Origin of the sequence: Stenotrophomonas sp. Nf1 (genome assembly GCF_003028475.1) — a bacterium.
Lineage (GTDB): Bacteria > Pseudomonadota > Gammaproteobacteria > Xanthomonadales > Xanthomonadaceae > Stenotrophomonas.
In genome coordinates this window covers 175748-192347 of record NZ_PYTV01000007.1, presented here as the reverse complement: position 1 = coordinate 192347, position 16600 = coordinate 175748, and the positions used below count along the sequence as shown (strand labels likewise).

14 protein-coding genes are annotated in these 16600 nt (G+C 65.2%); 2 read left to right on the top strand and 12 right to left on the bottom strand.

Annotation, left to right across the window (positions count from 1 at the left end; genetic code table 11):
- The 10 genes from C9412_RS14335 to C9412_RS14290 form a co-directional block, all read right to left on the bottom strand.
- Complete coding sequence (locus C9412_RS14335; protein ID WP_107232240.1) at positions 1–2508, bottom strand: glycosyltransferase; 2508 nt, start codon at positions 2506–2508, stop codon at positions 1–3.
- 54 nt (positions 2509–2562) lie between these two features.
- Positions 2563–3771 carry a class I SAM-dependent methyltransferase gene (locus C9412_RS14330; protein WP_258190247.1) on the bottom strand — a complete coding sequence of 403 codons (1209 nt, stop codon included), beginning with the start codon at positions 3769–3771 and terminating at the stop codon, positions 2563–2565.
- Entirely contained in the window at positions 3710–4267 is a 558-nt protein-coding gene (locus tag C9412_RS14325) for a CatB-related O-acetyltransferase (protein WP_107232239.1), read from the bottom strand. The genes C9412_RS14330 and C9412_RS14325 overlap by 62 nt, the downstream gene beginning before the upstream one ends.
- Complete coding sequence (locus tag C9412_RS14320; RefSeq protein ID WP_107232238.1) at positions 4264–5607, bottom strand: ABC transporter ATP-binding protein; 1344 nt, start codon at positions 5605–5607, stop codon at positions 4264–4266. Before C9412_RS14320 ends, C9412_RS14325 begins: the two co-directional genes overlap by 4 nt.
- 39 nt (positions 5608–5646) lie before the next feature.
- Entirely contained in the window at positions 5647–6465 is an 819-nt protein-coding gene (locus tag C9412_RS14315) for an ABC transporter permease (protein WP_107232237.1), read from the bottom strand.
- Positions 6462–7634, bottom strand: a complete 1173-nt coding sequence (locus tag C9412_RS14310; protein ID WP_107232236.1) for a cystathionine gamma-synthase — start codon at positions 7632–7634, stop codon at positions 6462–6464. Before C9412_RS14310 ends, C9412_RS14315 begins: the two co-directional genes overlap by 4 nt.
- 123 nt (positions 7635–7757) lie before the next feature.
- Complete coding sequence (locus C9412_RS14305) at positions 7758–9128, bottom strand: pyridoxal-phosphate dependent enzyme (RefSeq protein WP_107232235.1); 1371 nt, start codon at positions 9126–9128, stop codon at positions 7758–7760.
- A gap of 301 nt (positions 9129–9429) precedes the next feature.
- Positions 9430–9666: a YdcH family protein gene (locus C9412_RS14300; RefSeq protein WP_057496722.1), complete on the bottom strand. Its 237-nt coding sequence runs from the start codon at positions 9664–9666 to the stop codon at positions 9430–9432.
- A gap of 323 nt (positions 9667–9989) precedes the next feature.
- Positions 9990–10874 carry a hypothetical protein gene (locus C9412_RS14295; protein WP_107232234.1) on the bottom strand — a complete coding sequence of 295 codons (885 nt, stop codon included), beginning with the start codon at positions 10872–10874 and terminating at the stop codon, positions 9990–9992.
- Entirely contained in the window at positions 10871–11236 is a 366-nt protein-coding gene (locus C9412_RS14290) for a DUF4398 domain-containing protein (RefSeq protein ID WP_057496724.1), read from the bottom strand. Before C9412_RS14290 ends, C9412_RS14295 begins: the two co-directional genes overlap by 4 nt.
- A 121-nt stretch (positions 11237–11357) precedes the next feature.
- On the opposite strand from C9412_RS14290, the gene C9412_RS14285 reads away from it, so the two are divergent.
- On the top strand, positions 11358–12488 hold the full coding sequence (locus C9412_RS14285) for a PilT/PilU family type 4a pilus ATPase (RefSeq protein ID WP_107232233.1): 1131 nt from the start codon (positions 11358–11360) through the stop codon (positions 12486–12488).
- A 74-nt stretch (positions 12489–12562) separates the two neighbouring features.
- Here C9412_RS14285 and maiA read toward each other — a convergent pair whose 3' ends face one another.
- Positions 12563–13231, bottom strand: a complete 669-nt coding sequence (gene maiA, locus C9412_RS14280; RefSeq protein WP_107232232.1) for a maleylacetoacetate isomerase — start codon at positions 13229–13231, stop codon at positions 12563–12565.
- Positions 13232–13245: 14 nt separating this feature from the next.
- Positions 13246–14235 carry a fumarylacetoacetate hydrolase family protein gene (locus C9412_RS14275; RefSeq protein WP_107232231.1) on the bottom strand — a complete coding sequence of 330 codons (990 nt, stop codon included), beginning with the start codon at positions 14233–14235 and terminating at the stop codon, positions 13246–13248.
- Positions 14236–15181: 946 nt separating this feature from the next.
- Between C9412_RS14275 and C9412_RS14265 the strand changes: the two genes are divergently transcribed.
- Complete coding sequence (locus C9412_RS14265; protein ID WP_107232229.1) at positions 15182–16597, top strand: DEAD/DEAH box helicase; 1416 nt, start codon at positions 15182–15184, stop codon at positions 16595–16597.
- The last annotated feature ends 3 nt before the right edge of the window (positions 16598–16600 follow it).

The window sequence follows — 16600 nt, the reverse complement described above, 5'->3', positions numbered from 1 at the left end:
TCAACCTTCCATCCGCCGAGCGATCGCCTGGATGACGCGCCCCAGCGTGCGTCGCAAACCATGTGTCCGCAGGTAGCGCCACGCACGTCTGGGCAGACTGACAGGCGCGACGGGCGCCAATGGGGAGCTTCCTCCACCGGCCACCGTCGAGCCGACCGGCGGGTGCAGCCAGCGCGGATCCACCAGAAGGATGCCCAGATCGGCGATGGTGTTGCCCTTCCGCTGCGTTCCCGGCGATGCCGTGATACGCGCCTGCGGCATCAGCCGCGAGTAGGTTGAAGACAGCCACGCCATATGGGCGTCGTGCTGGCACAGTTCGCCATGGCCGATATTGGAGCGCATGTTCAGCAACTGCGCGCGGTCAGCTGCAAGCGTACGTACCGCATGGACAAGCGCGCCGGCCTCACAGAGCGGCACCTTCAATCCATTGACGCGATCGCTCACACGTTCACCCAGTGCACCGATGTCGGCCACGATCGGAACCAGGCCTGCAGCCCAGGCCTCGGACAGGCTGATGCAGTAGGTTTCAGGCCAGATCGAGAAATGAATCGAGACATCGTGGTCACGCAACAGCCTGGGCAGCGAACCGGGGGCGTAGGGACCATGTACATGCAGATTGGGAATCTTCAGAACATCCAGAATCGGCTCGTACTCGGCGGCAACCGGGCCGAGAATGTCGATCTGGACATCGTCGTCGCGCAGCTGGTTGAACGCGTGGACAAGTTCATTGCCGCCCTTGTTGCGGGTGAAGTTGCCCGGTACCGCGATCCTCAACGGGCCGTCTACCGATGCCTCCCTCCGTTCGGTGGCAAGGACATCGGCGCGCGGCATGGGAACGCCATTCACCTCGATCTTCCCCGCCGCGCTGAGCTGCGGGTAGAGACTGGTGAACATCGCGGCCACACCAGGCGTGTTGGCATGCAGAACGTCGATCTCGGAAAGCACGCGCCCCATGAAGGCGCGACGTCGCGCCTGGCTGCCCGCGCCCGCGCCATCCGCCGCGTTCAGGCAGACATCGCAGGTTTCCTTCGGAAGCTTGTCGATACCGCAGTACACACCGCGGTAGTCCACCAGATTGAAGCGCGCGCAGATTCCATAGTAGTCATGCAGACTCAGCAGCGAGCGGATGCCCAGCGGCCGCGTCAGCAGCGGCAGCGACAGTGGGTGCCCGATCAGATGCTGGAAATGCACCAGTTCGATCCCGTACCTGCGCAGCAGATCGGAGAACGCCGCCTCACGTTGCGGGCAGGTCAACAGGTCAGGATTGAGCCCGTCCGGGAAGGAGACGGTCTCAACAACCTGGAGGTTCTCATCACGCAGGCTGTAGGCCTTGCCCAGCGGCTTGGCAGAGCGATCCGGGGTGTAGAACCAGAATTCAAACTGGCCTGCGAGCGCCAGCCGGACCGACTCCTGGTAAACCTCGACGCCGCCGTAGGGAGCCACGCCGGTGGTGTTGTGCGATACCACCAGAACGCGCTGGCGCGGAGCAGCCTGATCGATCACCGCAGACGGCGGCGCCACGTCCTGGATGGATCGCGGTGGCAGCGAGTCAATCTCGGCAAGCAAGCGCGTCACACGATGCGCATACAGATGCATCTGGCGCGTCTTTGCCTGTGCCCTGCGGGTGATCTCGAGGCGCTCATCCGGGTGTGAAAGATAGTAGGCCAGCTTCTCGATGCATTCACCGACATCGCGGAAGCCGATGAATTCCTTGTTCTCTTCGTAGAAATCCTGCACCCGGATCTCTGGCAGAGACATGTCGACCAGCTGGAAGCCTCCAGCCAGCGCGACTTCGAAGAATCGCGGGCCGGGCGTATGCGCGACGGGCTCATTGCCGGACGACGAGAAGGCACGGTGCAGGGTCAGCACGGCGCGGCTGCGGTTGGCGAACTTCGCGAACTCGGTGTTCGGCGTGCGCCAGTCGTACGCACTCTGCTCCATGTTCAGCTTCGGAGCAGGAATGTAGGGATTCGATGGCAGCGCAAGCTTCAGGCGGATGTCGGGAAGCTGGCGCTGCAGACTTGCCAGGAACTCGGCGCGGTTGGGCCACGCCGTCCCGGCAAAGAACAGGTCATACAGGTAGTGACCGTGGTCGCTGGACGGAACCGGATGGAAGTGGAACTCCGGATCGGCGGCGAACACCAGCGAACGCCCCTTCTCGCCGTATGCAGCAACGCTGCCGGTGTCATTGCTGAACACAAGATCGAACAGGTCGGCGTTGGCCTGATTCACTCGCCGTTCGTAAGGATCCTCAGTGATCCAGAGCACGCTGCGTTCGCACAGCCCAGCGATACGCTCGACAATCGACCGATCAAGCTCCTCTCCATCGAAGGCGATGAAGAGGTTGCAGTTGCCGCGCTGCGCTTCATGCAATGCCGCGCGGTAATCGGCCGCGGCGACGTACTCGACGCGGTCACTCTGGCGCAGCGCGTTGACGATGGCCAGATAGATATAGTGATTTGGATTGCTCCTCTTTGTATCGAGGACTACAACACGCCAAGGCGTCATTTTCGGCTTCCGTTTCCAGGCGACTTCATACAACAACGTCAGAACGATGGTGGATCAACCAAACCACCTGCGGATGCGTCTGAACGGCCCCATCGCCTTCCAGCTGGTGGATGTCCGCATCTTCTCCAGCTCAAGGTGAGACTGCTGCAACGCGTCACGGGTCGCAGTCAACGCCTCCTGCAACTGGCGGGTCTGGCCGGACAGGTCCGCTTCCCGGGATTCGGCGCGGGCGGCGAACTCACGCAGTTCGTCGGCGATCGCCGCATTGCTGACCGAGGCGGCCAGCGCACTGTTGCGCTCACGCTGCTCCCTCAAGGCGTCATTGGCCTGGGCCAGCTCGAGCTGGAGCTGATCGACGCGCTGGCAGGCACCGGCCTCGGATACTTCACGCTGATGCAGCAAACCCGCAAGGCGGCCCTGTTCGCGCGCCAGCGTGCCGATGTCCACGTTGGCGCCGATCAATCGGCCCAGCATCTCGAACAGACGGTTGACCAGGACGCTGCCCTCTTCAGTGCCCGCGCTGTTGCACAGGGACAGCAGTGCCTCGGGCTGTTCCGGGCCTACCAGCAGCACACCCAGGCCATGGGTATGGCTGAAAGAGAACGACGGGTACCGCGCCTGGATCTCGGCCCAGTAGCGCCACACGCCAAAGCCGCGTTCCCGCACGTTGATGTCGTGGAACAGGACCACGGCGCGACGGGACAGCTTGCGCTCCCACGTCTCGAAATCACTGCGGACAGCCTCGTAGGTGTGCAGGCCGTCGATATGAAGCAGATCCACGCTGCCGTCTTCAAAATACTCTACGGCTTCCTCGAAACGCATGCGCATCAGCGTGGAGAAGTCCGCGTAGTTGCGCTGTCGATAGTCTGCGACGGGCGCGAAGATCTCGTCGCCGTACTTGCCTGCGTGTTCGTCTCCTTCCCAGGTATCAACGGCAAAGCACTGCGTCGGCGCGCCGGTTTCCAGCACCGCCTGGCAGACAGCGAAGAACGAGGCACCCCGGTGCGTTCCAAGCTCCACGAACACATCCGGACGCTGCACCTGGATCATCCAGGCTGCAAACGGGATGTGACCCAGCCACGCGCTTTCAGGCGTGTTGCGGGGCTTGATGAACATTGCGTTGTTGATGGGAAGGTCAATCATGGCATTCTCAATCCAGTGGCTGGCAGCGCGGAAGGCAAGACGGGGCGGGCCGGGAAAGTTATCGAAACTGCGCGACGAATTCGTCGATGCTGCCTCCACACAGCGCGCCCTGGTTGGCATGGATCTTTTCAATCGGCCAATCCCACCACCGGATGTCCAGCAGCGCAGCGATGACTTCTTCGCTGAAACGATAGCGCGCTACCCGCGCCGGGTTGCCCGTGACGATGGCATAGGGCGGGACGTCACGCGTGACCACAGCGCGCGCACCGATGATGGCACCGTCGCCCACGGTGACGCCGGACATCACCGTGGCGCCATAGCCGATCCATACATCGTTACCAATGCGGGTCGGCCCTTTCGTTGCTGGATGACCATCCTTGCCGGCCAGAGGATCACCGAAGGCAATGCGCAGCGGATAGGTGGTCACCCATTCCGGCCGGTGCTCGCCACCGCCAAACAACACCACCTCGTCAGCGATGGAGCAGAACGCACCGATGGTCACCGACTCGCCGTCCTCCCACACCTTGAACTGGGGGCTGCCGTAGGTGAACCTGCCGACGGAAATCCGCGGGTCGCTGCTGGAGAGCTCGGCAATCTGGCACTGATAGGTGCTCATTCTGCCTCCATCACTCGCATCTGCACGCGCTCGAACGGAATGCCGACCAGGCCATAGCGGAGAACCGGCGAAGACACGCGCAGGATCAGCGCATCGTGCAGCCAGTGGTGCTGGGTATTGGTCACCGGGTCGCCTTCGGCAACCGACACCGTCATCGAGTAGTCGCCGTTGGGCAGCAGGGGCAGATGGAAGTCGAACTCCGCTTCGATCTCCTGGCCACCAGCCACGGTCAGGGCGGGCTGGACATGGGTGAAGGTGTGTTCGCCGAACAGGGACTGACCAAGGCCATCCTTCACGAAGAAGCCCAGGATCGGGCTCACCATGTCGCGTTCCACGCGCGCGCGGATGCGCAGGTTGACCGCTTCCCCGCCGAGGAAGAACGGCCGGCCCGGGTCGTCAAGATTGGTGAGCTTCACGTCCAGGATGGAGGCTTCACCCGACTTCCAGCCATCGGAGTGGGCGATGTTGTCGAACAGCTCCAGCCGCAGCTCTTCTTCAACCTTGGCCGGTGCCCGGCTGGGGCCGCGTGCTGCGGCGGCCTTGCGATCGTCCAGCGCCTGCAGCTTCACTTCGTCGCCGTAGCTCTCCTGCGCGCAGTATTCGATGTAGGACTGGGTGGTTTCCTGCGCGGTCCCATGGCTGCGCATGACGCCGCGATCCAGCCAGATCGCAGACTGGCAGAAGCTGAGCACTGAACCGGTGTCGTGGCTGACGAACAGCAGGGTGCCGCGCTCGCGGAACGAGCGCAGGAAGCGCATGCACTTCTGCACAAACACCGCGTCACCCACGGCCAGCGCCTCGTCTACGACCAGGACATCGGCGTCTACATGTGCGATCACGGCAAACGCCAATCGGACGTACATGCCGCTGGAATAGACCTTGACCGGCTGATCGACGAAATCGCCGATATCGGCAAAGGCCAGGATGCGATCCATGCGCTGGTCCACTTCCTGGCGGCTGAGGCCCAGGATGGCCGCGCTGAGGTAGACATTCTCGCGGCCGGTGAACTCGGGGTTGAAGCCGGCGCCCAGTTCCAGCAGGGCGGCTACCCGCCCCTGCACGTGAACGTTGCCCGTTGTCGGCGCCAGCGTGCCGCAGATCATCTGCAGCAACGTGGACTTGCCCGAGCCGTTTCGACCGATGATGCCCACCGTGTCGCCACGGCGAACTTCAAACGACAGGCTGCGCACGGCCCAGAATTCGCGGAAGTAGCGCTTTTCGGCCAACCCTGCGACTCGCCGGATACGGGGCAGCAGCGCCTGCTTCACCCGATCGTGCGGCTTCTCGTAGACCTGGTAGCACTTGGAGACATCTTCTACCCGGATGGCGATATCGCTCATGCTTTCTTCCTCGAACGGAGCACTGAGGGCAGGCGATGCTCAGACAACATCGGCGAAACCTCGACGGACAAGCTGGAACCAGTAGTAGCCGATGTAGGCAATCAGCAGGCTGACGATCGTGTACTTCAGCAGCGAGATCCAATCGGGTGCAATTCCCCACATCAGGACGTTGCGCGATTGTTCGATGATGAAGGACAGCGGGTTGAGATAGATGTACTTGCGCATCCCTTCTGGCAGGGACGTCACCGGGTAGAGCGCAGGGCTCATGAATAGCAGCACCGTGGCCAGCAGGCCGGTGATCTGGCCGATATCGCGGTAGTAGACGCCCAGCGCCGCGAAGAACCAGGTCACGCCGAGCGCAACCAGTACCAGCGGGAAGATCACGATCGGGAAGTACAGCACCGTCAATGGCAAGCGCCCGAGCAATGCGTACTGCGCGATCAACAGAACCGTCAACGTGATCAGCAGATGGAAGAAGGCCGAAGCCACCGCCGACCAGGTCAGGATCTCCAGAGGGAAGACCACCTTCTTGACGTAGCTGGCGTTGCCCATGATGAGGTTCGGCGCCTTCGAGATGCATTCGGTCAAGAACGCATGGACCATGATGCCTGCGAACAGGATCACGGCGAATTCGGCGCGACTGCCTTCCACGGCCCCCGCCCAGCGGGCGTTGAACACGTACGAAAAGACGAACGTATACACCGCGAGCATCAACAACGGATTGAAGAATGACCAGGTCAGGCCCGCGATCGAACCGCGGTAGCGCCCGAGCACTTCCCGCTTGGCCAACTGCACGATCAGTCGATGGTGCCGGAACAGGCTGGAAATGGCAGACGCCGGAGAGAGATTCCCGCTCACTGCAACGCCCTCTCCAGATCCACCTGCAGATCACCCAGGTCTTCCACGCCCACGCTCAGGCGCACCAGCGCATCGCTGATGCCCAGCTGCTCGCGGCGCGCGACCGGAATGGAGGCATGGGTCATCACCGCCGGGTGGTTGACCAGGCTTTCCACGCCGCCCAGCGACTCGGCCAGGGTGAACAGTTCGGTCTTCTCGCAGAAGCGCTTGGCCGCCTCGAAACCGCCCTTGAGCACGATCGAGACGATGCCGCCGTAGCCGGCCATCTGCTTGCCGGCCAGCTCGTGCTGCGGGTGCGACGGCAGGCCCGGGTAGATCACCTTCTCCACCGCCGGGTGCTTGTCCAGCCACTGCGCCAGGGCCAGCGCGTTGGCGCAGTGCGCCTTCATGCGCAGCGGCAGGGTCTTCAGGCCACGCAGGGCCAGGAAGCTGTCGAACGGGCCCTGCACGCCACCCACCGAGTTCTGCAGGAAGGCCATCTGTTCGGCCAGTTCGGCGTTGTCGCCGACCACCACCATGCCGCCGACCATGTCCGAGTGGCCGTTGAGGTACTTGGTGGCCGAATGCAGCACCAGGTCGGCGCCCAGTTCCAGCGGACGCTGCAGCATCGGCGAGGCGAAGGTGTTGTCGACCACCACGATCAGGCCATGGCGCTTGGCGATGGCGGTCACCGCAGCGATGTCCACGATCTTCAGCATCGGGTTGGTCGGGGTCTCGATCCACACCATCTTCGTCTTCGGCGTGATGGCCGCTTCGAAGGCCGCCAGATCGGTCAGGTCGACGAAGCTGAAATCCAGCCCGGCGGTGCGGCGACGCACGCGCTCGAACAGGCGGAAGCTGCCGCCATAGATATCGTCCATCGCTACCACGTGGCTGCCGGCGTCCAGCAGCTCGATCACGGTCGAGCTGGCCGCCATGCCCGAGGCGAAGGCGAAGCCGCGGCTGCCGCCTTCCAGCGACGCCACGCAGCGCTCATAGGCGAAGCGGGTCGGATTGTGCGTACGCGAGTACTCGAAGCCCTGGTGCTCGCCCGGGCTGGACTGGGCGTAGGTCGAGGTGGCGTAGATCGGCGGCATCACTGCGCCGGTGCTCGGGTCCGGCGACTGGCCGCCATGGATGGCCAGGGTAGCCAGGGCCAGGGCGCGATCCTGGGAAGTAGCGTTGGACATGTTCTTTCCTGGTGGGCGCCGGCAGGCGGCGCCGTCAAAGGATCGGGAGTCTATCAGCGCGGCCTTAACGACCTTTGACGCAGATAAACCGGGATTCAGTGGCGAATGTCGCCGATCAGCGGCTTACTGCACGCGACGGCGCAGATAGTTCAGCAGGTCGATGCGGGTGATCAGGCCCAGGAAGGCGTCGCCGTCCATCACGATCGCCACCTGCCCACGGTCGAACACCGGCAGCAGCGCTTCGATCGGCGATTTGACGTCCAGCCGGTCCAGCTTGCTGACCATCGCAGTGGCCACCGAGTCGCGGAAACGCGCTTCGTCGCCGTAGACGTGCAGCAGCACGTCGCTTTCATCGACGATGCCGACCAGCTGGTCGCCGTCCATCACCGGCAGCTGCGACACGTCGTACAGCTTCATGCGCTGGTAGGCGGTGGTCAGCAGATCGTTCGGGCCGATCACCACGGTGTCGCGCTGGCCGTAGGGGCGCAGGATCAGGTCGCGCAGGTCGCCGTGCTGCGGGCGCTGCAGGAAGCCGTTGTCCAGCATCCAGTAGTCGTTGTACATCTTGGACAGGTACTTGTTGCCGGTATCGGGCACCAGCACCAGCACCTTCTTCGGCGTGGTCTGCTCGCGGCAGTACTTCAGGCCGGCGGCCAGCAGGGTGCCGGTGGACGAACCGCCCAGGATGCCTTCCTTGCCCAGCAGCTCGCGGGCGGTATGGAAGCTTTCCGCATCGGTGATGGCATAGGCCTTCTTCACCCGGCTGAAATCGGAGATCGACGGCAGGAAATCCTCGCCGATGCCCTCCACCAGCCAGCTGCCCGACTTGTCGTTGAGCGTGCCGTCATTGATGTACTCGGCCAGGATCGAGCCCACCGGGTCGGCCAGCACCAGTTCGGTCTTCGGCGACAGCTTGGCGAAGGCCCGCGACAGGCCGGTCATGGTGCCCGAACTGCCACAGCCGAATACGATGGCGTCGAGATCGCCGCCCATCTGCTCCAGGATTTCCGGGCCGGTGCCGAATTCGTGCGCGGCCGGATTGTCCGGGTTGCCGAACTGGTTGATGAAGTACGCGCCGGGGGTCTGCTCGGCGATGGTCTTGGCCAGGTCCTGGTAGTACTCCGGGTGGCCCTTGGCCACGTCTGAACGGGTCAGGCGCACCTCGGCGCCCATCGCCTTCAGGTTGAAGATCTTTTCCCGGCTCATTTTGTCGGGAACGACCAGAATCAGCTTATAGCCCTTCTGCTGGGCCACCAGCGCCAGGCCCAGGCCGGTGTTGCCGGCGGTGCCCTCCACCAGGGTGGCACCGGGCTTCAGCTCGCCGCGCTGCTCCGCCGCCTCGATCATCGACAGGCCGATGCGATCCTTGATCGATCCGCCCGGGTTGGCGCTTTCGAGCTTCAGGTAGAGCTCGCAGACACCGGTATCCAGGCGCTGGGCCTTGACGATCGGGGTCTGGCCGATGAGTTCGAGCACGGAGGAATGGATGGGCATTCGGAGGACTTTCGATTCGCGCCACGCAGGGCCGGACCGATGATTATCCGACGGATGGCGCGGAATGTCAGGTCGGCGCGCGGGCGCCCGCATCCTGCCCGGAAAAGGGATGCGGACGGCCCCGGATCGACGAGGAGACCGGTACCGCCCGCATCGGTGAGTTGTGCCTGCAGGCCAAGGCACCACGGCCTGTGGTGCCTTGGCGCGGCCGCCTCATCGGCGGTGCCGCGATGCCAGGGCAGGAGCGCCTGGCGGGGCCATCAATGGCCGGGCCACGCCGTTCCGGGCGTGACGGGGTGCGTCAAAGCGTGGGGGATGGTGCTGAGAGCGGTGTTGCGTACATTCGCAGAAGTCGTTGCTTGGCCAGCAGCTTCTCGCGCTTCATGCGACCCAGGGTGACATCATCGATCGGGAGTACACCCAACTCCGCATCCATGCACTTCTTGTTCAACTTGCGGTGCTGGTCATGGAGTGCCCTGAACTCCGGATCCCGCGCACGACGTGCGTCGATCTCGCTCTGGGGCTGATCTTCAAACATGATGGACCTCCTTCGACAGATACACGAACGCCCCGGCCGCAAGGCACGGGGCGTTGTTCATGGAGGAGCGCCGGTCGATGGCCACCTGGACGCCTGCAACGACCTGCGGCACTGGCCTGCGCACGTCGGTCTGCTGCGGTTCGCGCCCTGCTTGCATCGGCCCGGCCCTCCCATCGTCCGGTCCGCGGCATTGCGTCCCGGACGATTGACCCTACGCCTGCTCCGGGCGGGGTTCAAGCCCCTGCGGCAAAAAGACCGAACCCCGCCGGGGCGGGGTTCAGGCTGAATGCTCATTGCAACGAAAAACAAACAATATCAAGCAATTACGGGGCGATGATGACCTCGGCCGAACGTGCCTGGGTGGAGGCCGCCTTCTTGCCGGCGAGCTGGATGCGGTTGCTTGCGACACCGGCCGCGACCAAGGCATCGCGCAGCGCCTCGGCCCGCTTCTGGCCCACGCCGTTGGCGCTGTCGTAGGCCTCGATGCGCAGGCGGCCCTTCTTGCCGATGTTCAGGTACTCGGCCAACGCCTTGGCCTGGTTGCGGGCGCCGCCGGACAGGCTGGAGGCACCGGCGGCAAACGCATCGCCACGGAAGGTGAAGACCTCGCCGCGGCCATCGAACTTCGAACCCGGCAGCTTCTGCCCGGACACCAGCTCGGCTTCCTCGCGGGCCAGCTTGGCGGCGTTCTGCTGGGCGGCGCTGAGCCGCTGCTGCTGCTTGCCGGCTACGCTGGTCAGGGCATTCTCGGCATCCTGGCGGGCCAGGGTCTCGGCCTCGGCGGCCTGACGCAGGCGCTCGGCCTCCTCGGCCTGCATCTGCGCCTGCATGCGCAGCTGCTCCGCTTCCTGGCGGGCACGTGCGGCATCACGGCGGCTGGCCTCGATCAGCAGGTCGCTGCGGGTCCGCTCCAGGCGGTCAACCTCGCGCGCGGCCAGGGCGGTACGCACGGCGGTCTCGGCAATCTCCACACGGCGCTCGGCCAGGTAGGTGGCCAGCTCCTGGTCGCGGCGCTTGGCCTTGTCCAGGGTGGCGATGGCCTGCTGCGCCTGCATGCGCTCGAAGGCGCCCAGCTCGGCGGTGTCCGGGTTGGCCTGGATGGCCATCAGGCGCTGGCTCAGCTGCGCCACCATCGGGTTGTCGGCGGCCATGGCCAGCGCGGGCAGCGCCAGCAGCGCGGCCAGGGTTGCGGCAGTAATCGGCTTCATCGGCGGTCCTCCCCGGTCGACAGCTGGCGCTGCAGCTGGTTGACCTCGTTGCGGCGCAGCTGCAGCTGGGCGGTGGCCGTGGCTTCCTCGCTGCGCACACGCGCCAGGTCGGCGTCGGCAGCGGCACGCAGGGCCATCGCCGGGGCATTCTTGCGCTCGCGGCGGTCGGCGGCGGCACGCTGGGCCTGCTCCAGGCCCTGGCGGGCCAGGCCGATCAGGTCCGGGGCGTACTGGTCGGCATCGGCCTGGGTGGCCTTGTCCACCGCCTGCCGGGCCTGCGCCAGTTCCAGCGCGGCGTCCTGCGCCCAGGCGGGGGCAGACAGTGCGAATGCAAACGCCATCACATACAGGACATGGCGCATTCGTGCGAAGCTAAGTCGTTTCATTGGGGAGGCCGTACCGGTTGTCGGTTCACGGCCATTGTCGTCAAGCCGACACCGTGCTGGCAACGGGCGTCGGCCGTTTCGTTGGGGAAAATTCGCAATGGATATCGGCTACTTCCTGAAGCTGATGACCGAAAAGAACGCTTCGGACATGTTCCTGACCACCGGGGCACCGGTCTACATCAAGATCGAGGGGAAGCTTTATCCGCTGGGCAACACCGGCCTGCCGCCGGGCATGGTCAAGAAGATCGCCTACTCGTTGATGGACGAAGGCCAGGTGCCGCAGTTCGAGCGCGAGCTGGAACTCAACATGGCCATTGCCCTGCCCGATGCCGGGCGCTTCCGCGTCAACGTGTTCAAGCAGCGCGGCGAGGTCGGCATGGTCATCCGCGCCATCCGCAGCCGCATCCCGAGCATCGAGGAGCTGAACCTGCCGCAGGTGCTGAAGGACGTCATCATGACCCCGCGCGGGCTGGTGCTGGTGGTGGGGTCCACCGGCTCGGGCAAGTCCACCTCGCTGGCGTCGATGATCGACCACCGCAACAGCACCACCACCGGTCACATCCTCACCATCGAGGACCCGATCGAGTACCTGCACAAGCACAAGATGTCGATCGTCAACCAGCGCGAGGTCGGGCTGGATACCCATGCCTTCCACAACGCGCTGAAGAACGCGATGCGTGAAGCGCCGGACGTGATCCTGATCGGCGAGATCCTGGACGCGGAGACGATGGAGGCGGCGATCGCCTTCGCCGAGACCGGCCACCTGTGCCTGGCCACCCTGCACTCCAACAACGCCGACCAGACCATCGAGCGCATCCTGAACTTCTTCCCGGAAAGCGCACACAAGAACGTGCTGATGAACCTGGCGCTGAACCTGCGTGCGGTGATCAGCCAGCGCCTGGTGAAGAACAAGGAAGGCCGCCGCCTGCCGGCCACCGAGGTGCTGATCAATACGCCGATGATCCGCGACCTGCTGCGCCGCGGCCAGGTGCACGAGATCAAGGCGGCGATGGAAGGTTCGCTGGAGGAAGGCATGGAGAGCTTCGACCAGTGCCTGTTCCGGCTGGCCAAGAGCGGCGTGATCGAGCAGGAAGAGGCGCTGCGTGCAGCTGATTCGCGCGATGGCCTGGCGCTGAAGTTCCGCCTGTCCGAAGGCAGCAGCGGCGAGCACGATCCGTACGCGGATTTCTCATCGCCAACCCAGCCCACCATCACCCACGGCTTCTGAGCGAAAAAAGGGGACGGAGGGGATTAGGTCGTATGTGCACTTACGACTTAATCCCCTCCGTCCCCTTTTTGGGATCAGGCGGCGTCGGGCTGGTTTTCCGGGCGCGCGCGGTCGAAGGCGTCCAGCGCCTGGCAGGCCGCTTCGATGCGGCGCAGAGTCGGGTACGGCGCCAGGTCCAGGCCGAAGCGCTGGGCGTTGTACAGCTGCGGCAGCAGGCAAAGGTCGGCCAGGCCGGGGCGGTCGCCGTGGCAGAAGGTGCCGGTGTCGCGGCTGTTGGCCAGCATCGCTTCCATCGCGGCAAAGCCTTCGGCGATCCAGTGCAGGGTCCACTGCGTGCGGGCATCGGCCGGCAGTTGCAGCGCGCGCTCCAGGTACTGCATCACCCGCAGGTTGTTGATCGGATGGATATCGCAGGCCACCAGCTGGGCCAGGGCCCGCACCCGCGCACGGCCGGCAGCGTCGGCCGGCAGCAGCGGCACCTGCGGGAAACGCTCATCCAGGTATTCCAGGATCGCCAACGACTGGGTCAGCGCGTGTCCCTCGTGCAGCAGGGTCGGCACCAGCTGCTGTGGGTTGAGCGCGCGGTAAGCCTGCAGATGCTGCTCGCCGCCCTCGCGCACCAGGTGCACCGGCCGCGCTTCCCAGGCCAGGCCCTTCAGCTCCAGGCCGATGCGCACGCGGTAGGCGGCGCTGGATCGCCAGTAGGTGTACAGCACGATGCCGTCGTCAACCAGGATGTCCATCGCCGCCTCCATGCTCAGGGCTTGGCCGCCTGCTCGACGCGCTGTTCGATGGCACCGAAGATGCTGTTGCCGGCGGCATCGAGCATTTCAATGCGCACCACATCGCCGAACGACATGAACGGCGTGCTCGGTTTGCCGTCGCGCAGGGTTTCGACCACGCGCTGTTCGGCGAAGCACGAGGCGCCCTTGCTGGTGTCTTCGTTGGCGATGGTGCCCGAGCCGACGATGGTGCCGGCACCCAGCGGACGGGTCTTGGCCGCATGTGCGACCAGCTGGGCGAAATTGAACTGCATGTCCACGCCCGCTTCCGGCGCACCGAACCACTGGCCGTTGATGTGGGTCAGCAGCGGCAGATGCACCTTGCTGTCCTGCCACGCAGCGCCCAGCTCGTCGGGGGTGACGAACACCGGCGACAGCGCCGAACGCGGCTTGGACTGCAGGAAGCCGAAGCCCTTGGCCAGCTCGCCCGGAATCAGGTTGCGCAGCGAGACATCGTTGACCAGGCCGACCAGCTGGATGTGGCCAGCGGCCTGCTCCGGGGTGGCCGCCATCGGCACGTCGTCGGTGATCACCACGATCTCCGCTTCCAGGTCGATGCCGTAGTCCTCGCTGACTACCTTGACCGCATCGCGCGGGCCGTAGAAACCGGCGCTGGTGGCCTGGTACATCAGCGGGTCGGTGTAGAAGCTCTCCGGCACTTCGGCGCCGCGGGCGCGGCGTACGCGCTCCACGTGCGGCAGGTAGGCGCTGCCATCGACAAATTCATAGGCGCGCGGCATCGGCGCGGCCAGCGCCTGCGGATCGAGGTCGAACACGCCATCGGCGTCGCCGGCATTGAGCGATTCGGACAGGGCGTTCAGGCGCGGCGCGATGCGGCTCCAGTCCTCCAGGGCCTGCTGCAGGGTGGCGGCAATGCCGGTGGCGCGCACGCCGTGGCGCAGGTCACGCGAGACGACGATCAGGGTGCCGTCGCGGCCGCCTTCCTTCAAAGAACCAAGCTTCATGGGTGGGTGTCCGGAGTCGTGGGCAAACAAGTTTCAAGTGTAATCAAATCTGTGGCGGCGCCAAGCTGCAGCGCGGCATCGGCCCACCCTACCGTAGTGGGGGGTCGGCAGGGCTTGCAGCCCTGCACCTGCTCAATGCAACGGCAACGTCAAAGGCAACAGCCGGCTCTGGGTTGTCCGCGGGTTTGGCGGGGCGGTGTGGGCGGGCAGGACACGCCGTAAACCCATCCTTGGGGGCTCGATGGCGCCATCCATGGCGCCAACGGTCCTGCCCGCCCACACCGCCCCACCCCCGACAATTTCCCGATGACGGATCGAACATCCACATCATTCACCGTCGAAATCGATCAGACATCGAAATTGATCGAATGAGATCTGACAGATCGCGGAAAACTGTCGAAGGCGGGGTGGGTCCGGTGGCGGGAGTGTCCGCGGCATGGATGCCGCGGCCAAGCCCCCATGGGTGAGGGCGCTTTGCTTGCGAAGCACTGCTTCGCAAGCGCCCGAACGCCCAGCCGCCGGCGGCTGGGCCGGACCCCGGAGGGGGGTTCACGGCGTCCCCCGCAACCGGACCCACCCCGCCATCCCTCAGGAAACCCGCCTTTGACGTTGACGTCGCTTCGGCCTCTGCGGGTGCAGGGCGCAGCCCTGCGGAGAGCCCCCCTACCTGAACGGGGCTTTTTGCGCGAGGTCTCAGCCATCGGTTAGACTATGCAGGTCTGCAGCGGCCGTCCGTTTCCCTTCGGGATCGCCGGCGTCCGGGGTCCGCCCCGTCGCCCGCCCCCACTCCGACACCGTTCGTCACGCATTCCAGCCTGCGCTCCGCGCCGGCTGCACCCAACTTCTCGCAGCGCGGTTCACGGGAACGCTCCGAGTCAGCCGATCACTCTGATCTGCCCCCGTCTGTCCGTTCGGACAGGCGTTTCTTGTACTTGGAGCAAACTCAATGTCTTTTGAATCGCTGGGCCTGGCGCCCTTCCTGCTGCGTGCGCTCGCCGAGCAGGGCTACGAAAACCCGACCCCGATCCAGCAGCAGGCGATCCCGCTGGCGCTGGCCGGTCGCGACCTGCTGGCCGGCGCTCAGACCGGCACCGGCAAGACCGCCGCCTTCGGCCTGCCGCTGCTGCAGCACCTGGGCACCGCCTCGCAGGAAGTGCGCGCCGGCCCGCGCAAGCCGCGCGCGCTGATCCTGGCCCCGACCCGCGAGCTGGCTACCCAGGTGCATGACAGCCTGCGCGGTTACAGCAAGTATCTGCGCATCCCCAGCGCCTGCATCTACGGCGGCGTCGGCATGGGCAACCAGCTGGACATCCTGCGCCGTGGCGTGGACCTGCTGGTGGCCTGCCCGGGCCGCCTGATCGATCACCTGGAGCGTCGCAGCGTCGACCTGTCCGGCATCGAAGTGCTGATCCTGGACGAAGCCGATCGCATGCTCGACATGGGCTTCCTGCCGTCGATCAAGCGCATCCTGGCCAAGCTGCCGAAGCAGAACCGCCAGACCCTGCTGTTCTCGGCCACCTTCGAGGACAACATCCGCCAGCTGGCGCTGGAGTTCATGCGCAACCCGGAACAGATCCAGGTGACGCCGAAGAACACCGTGGCCGAAACCATTACCCACCGCGTGCACCCGGTCGATGCCGGCCGCAAGCGCGACCTGCTGCTGCACCTGCTGGCGCAGGACAGCCGCGAGCAGACGCTGGTGTTCGCCCGCACCAAGCACGGCAGCGACAAGCTGGCCACGTTCCTGGAAAAGTCGGGCATCAAGACCGCGGCGATCCATGGCAACAAGAGCCAGGGCCAGCGCCTGCGTGCACTGGGCGATTTCAAGGCCGGCCGGGTGACCGTGCTGGTGGCCACCGACATCGCCGCACGTGGCATCGACATCAACGAACTGCCGAAGGTGATCAACTTCGATCTGCCGATGGTGGCCGAGGATTACGTGCACCGCATCGGCCGTACCGGCCGCAACGGTTCCACCGGCCAGGCGATTTCGCTGGTGGCGCAGGATGAAGTGAAGCTGCTGCGCGCGATCGTGCGCCTGCTGGGCCGAGACATGGACATCCGTGATGTGCCGGGCTTCGAGCTGCAGGTGCCGATCCGCTGGGGCAACAGTGCGCCGGGCAAGGCCGAGCACGATACCGGCGAGCGCGCACCGCGCAAGAGCCACGCACGTCGTCCGCACGGCGATGCACCGCGCCATGCGCACGCGGGCCCGAAGAAGGCCGGTGGTGGCCGTCGCGAGGGCGGTGGCAATGGCCAGCAGCGTGCGGGCGCGGGCCAGGGCCAGCGTCGTGGCGGTGGTGGCAATGGTGGCGGCCGTGGCCGCGGCCAGGGTGGCAACGGCGGCGGTCGCGCCGGCTGATCA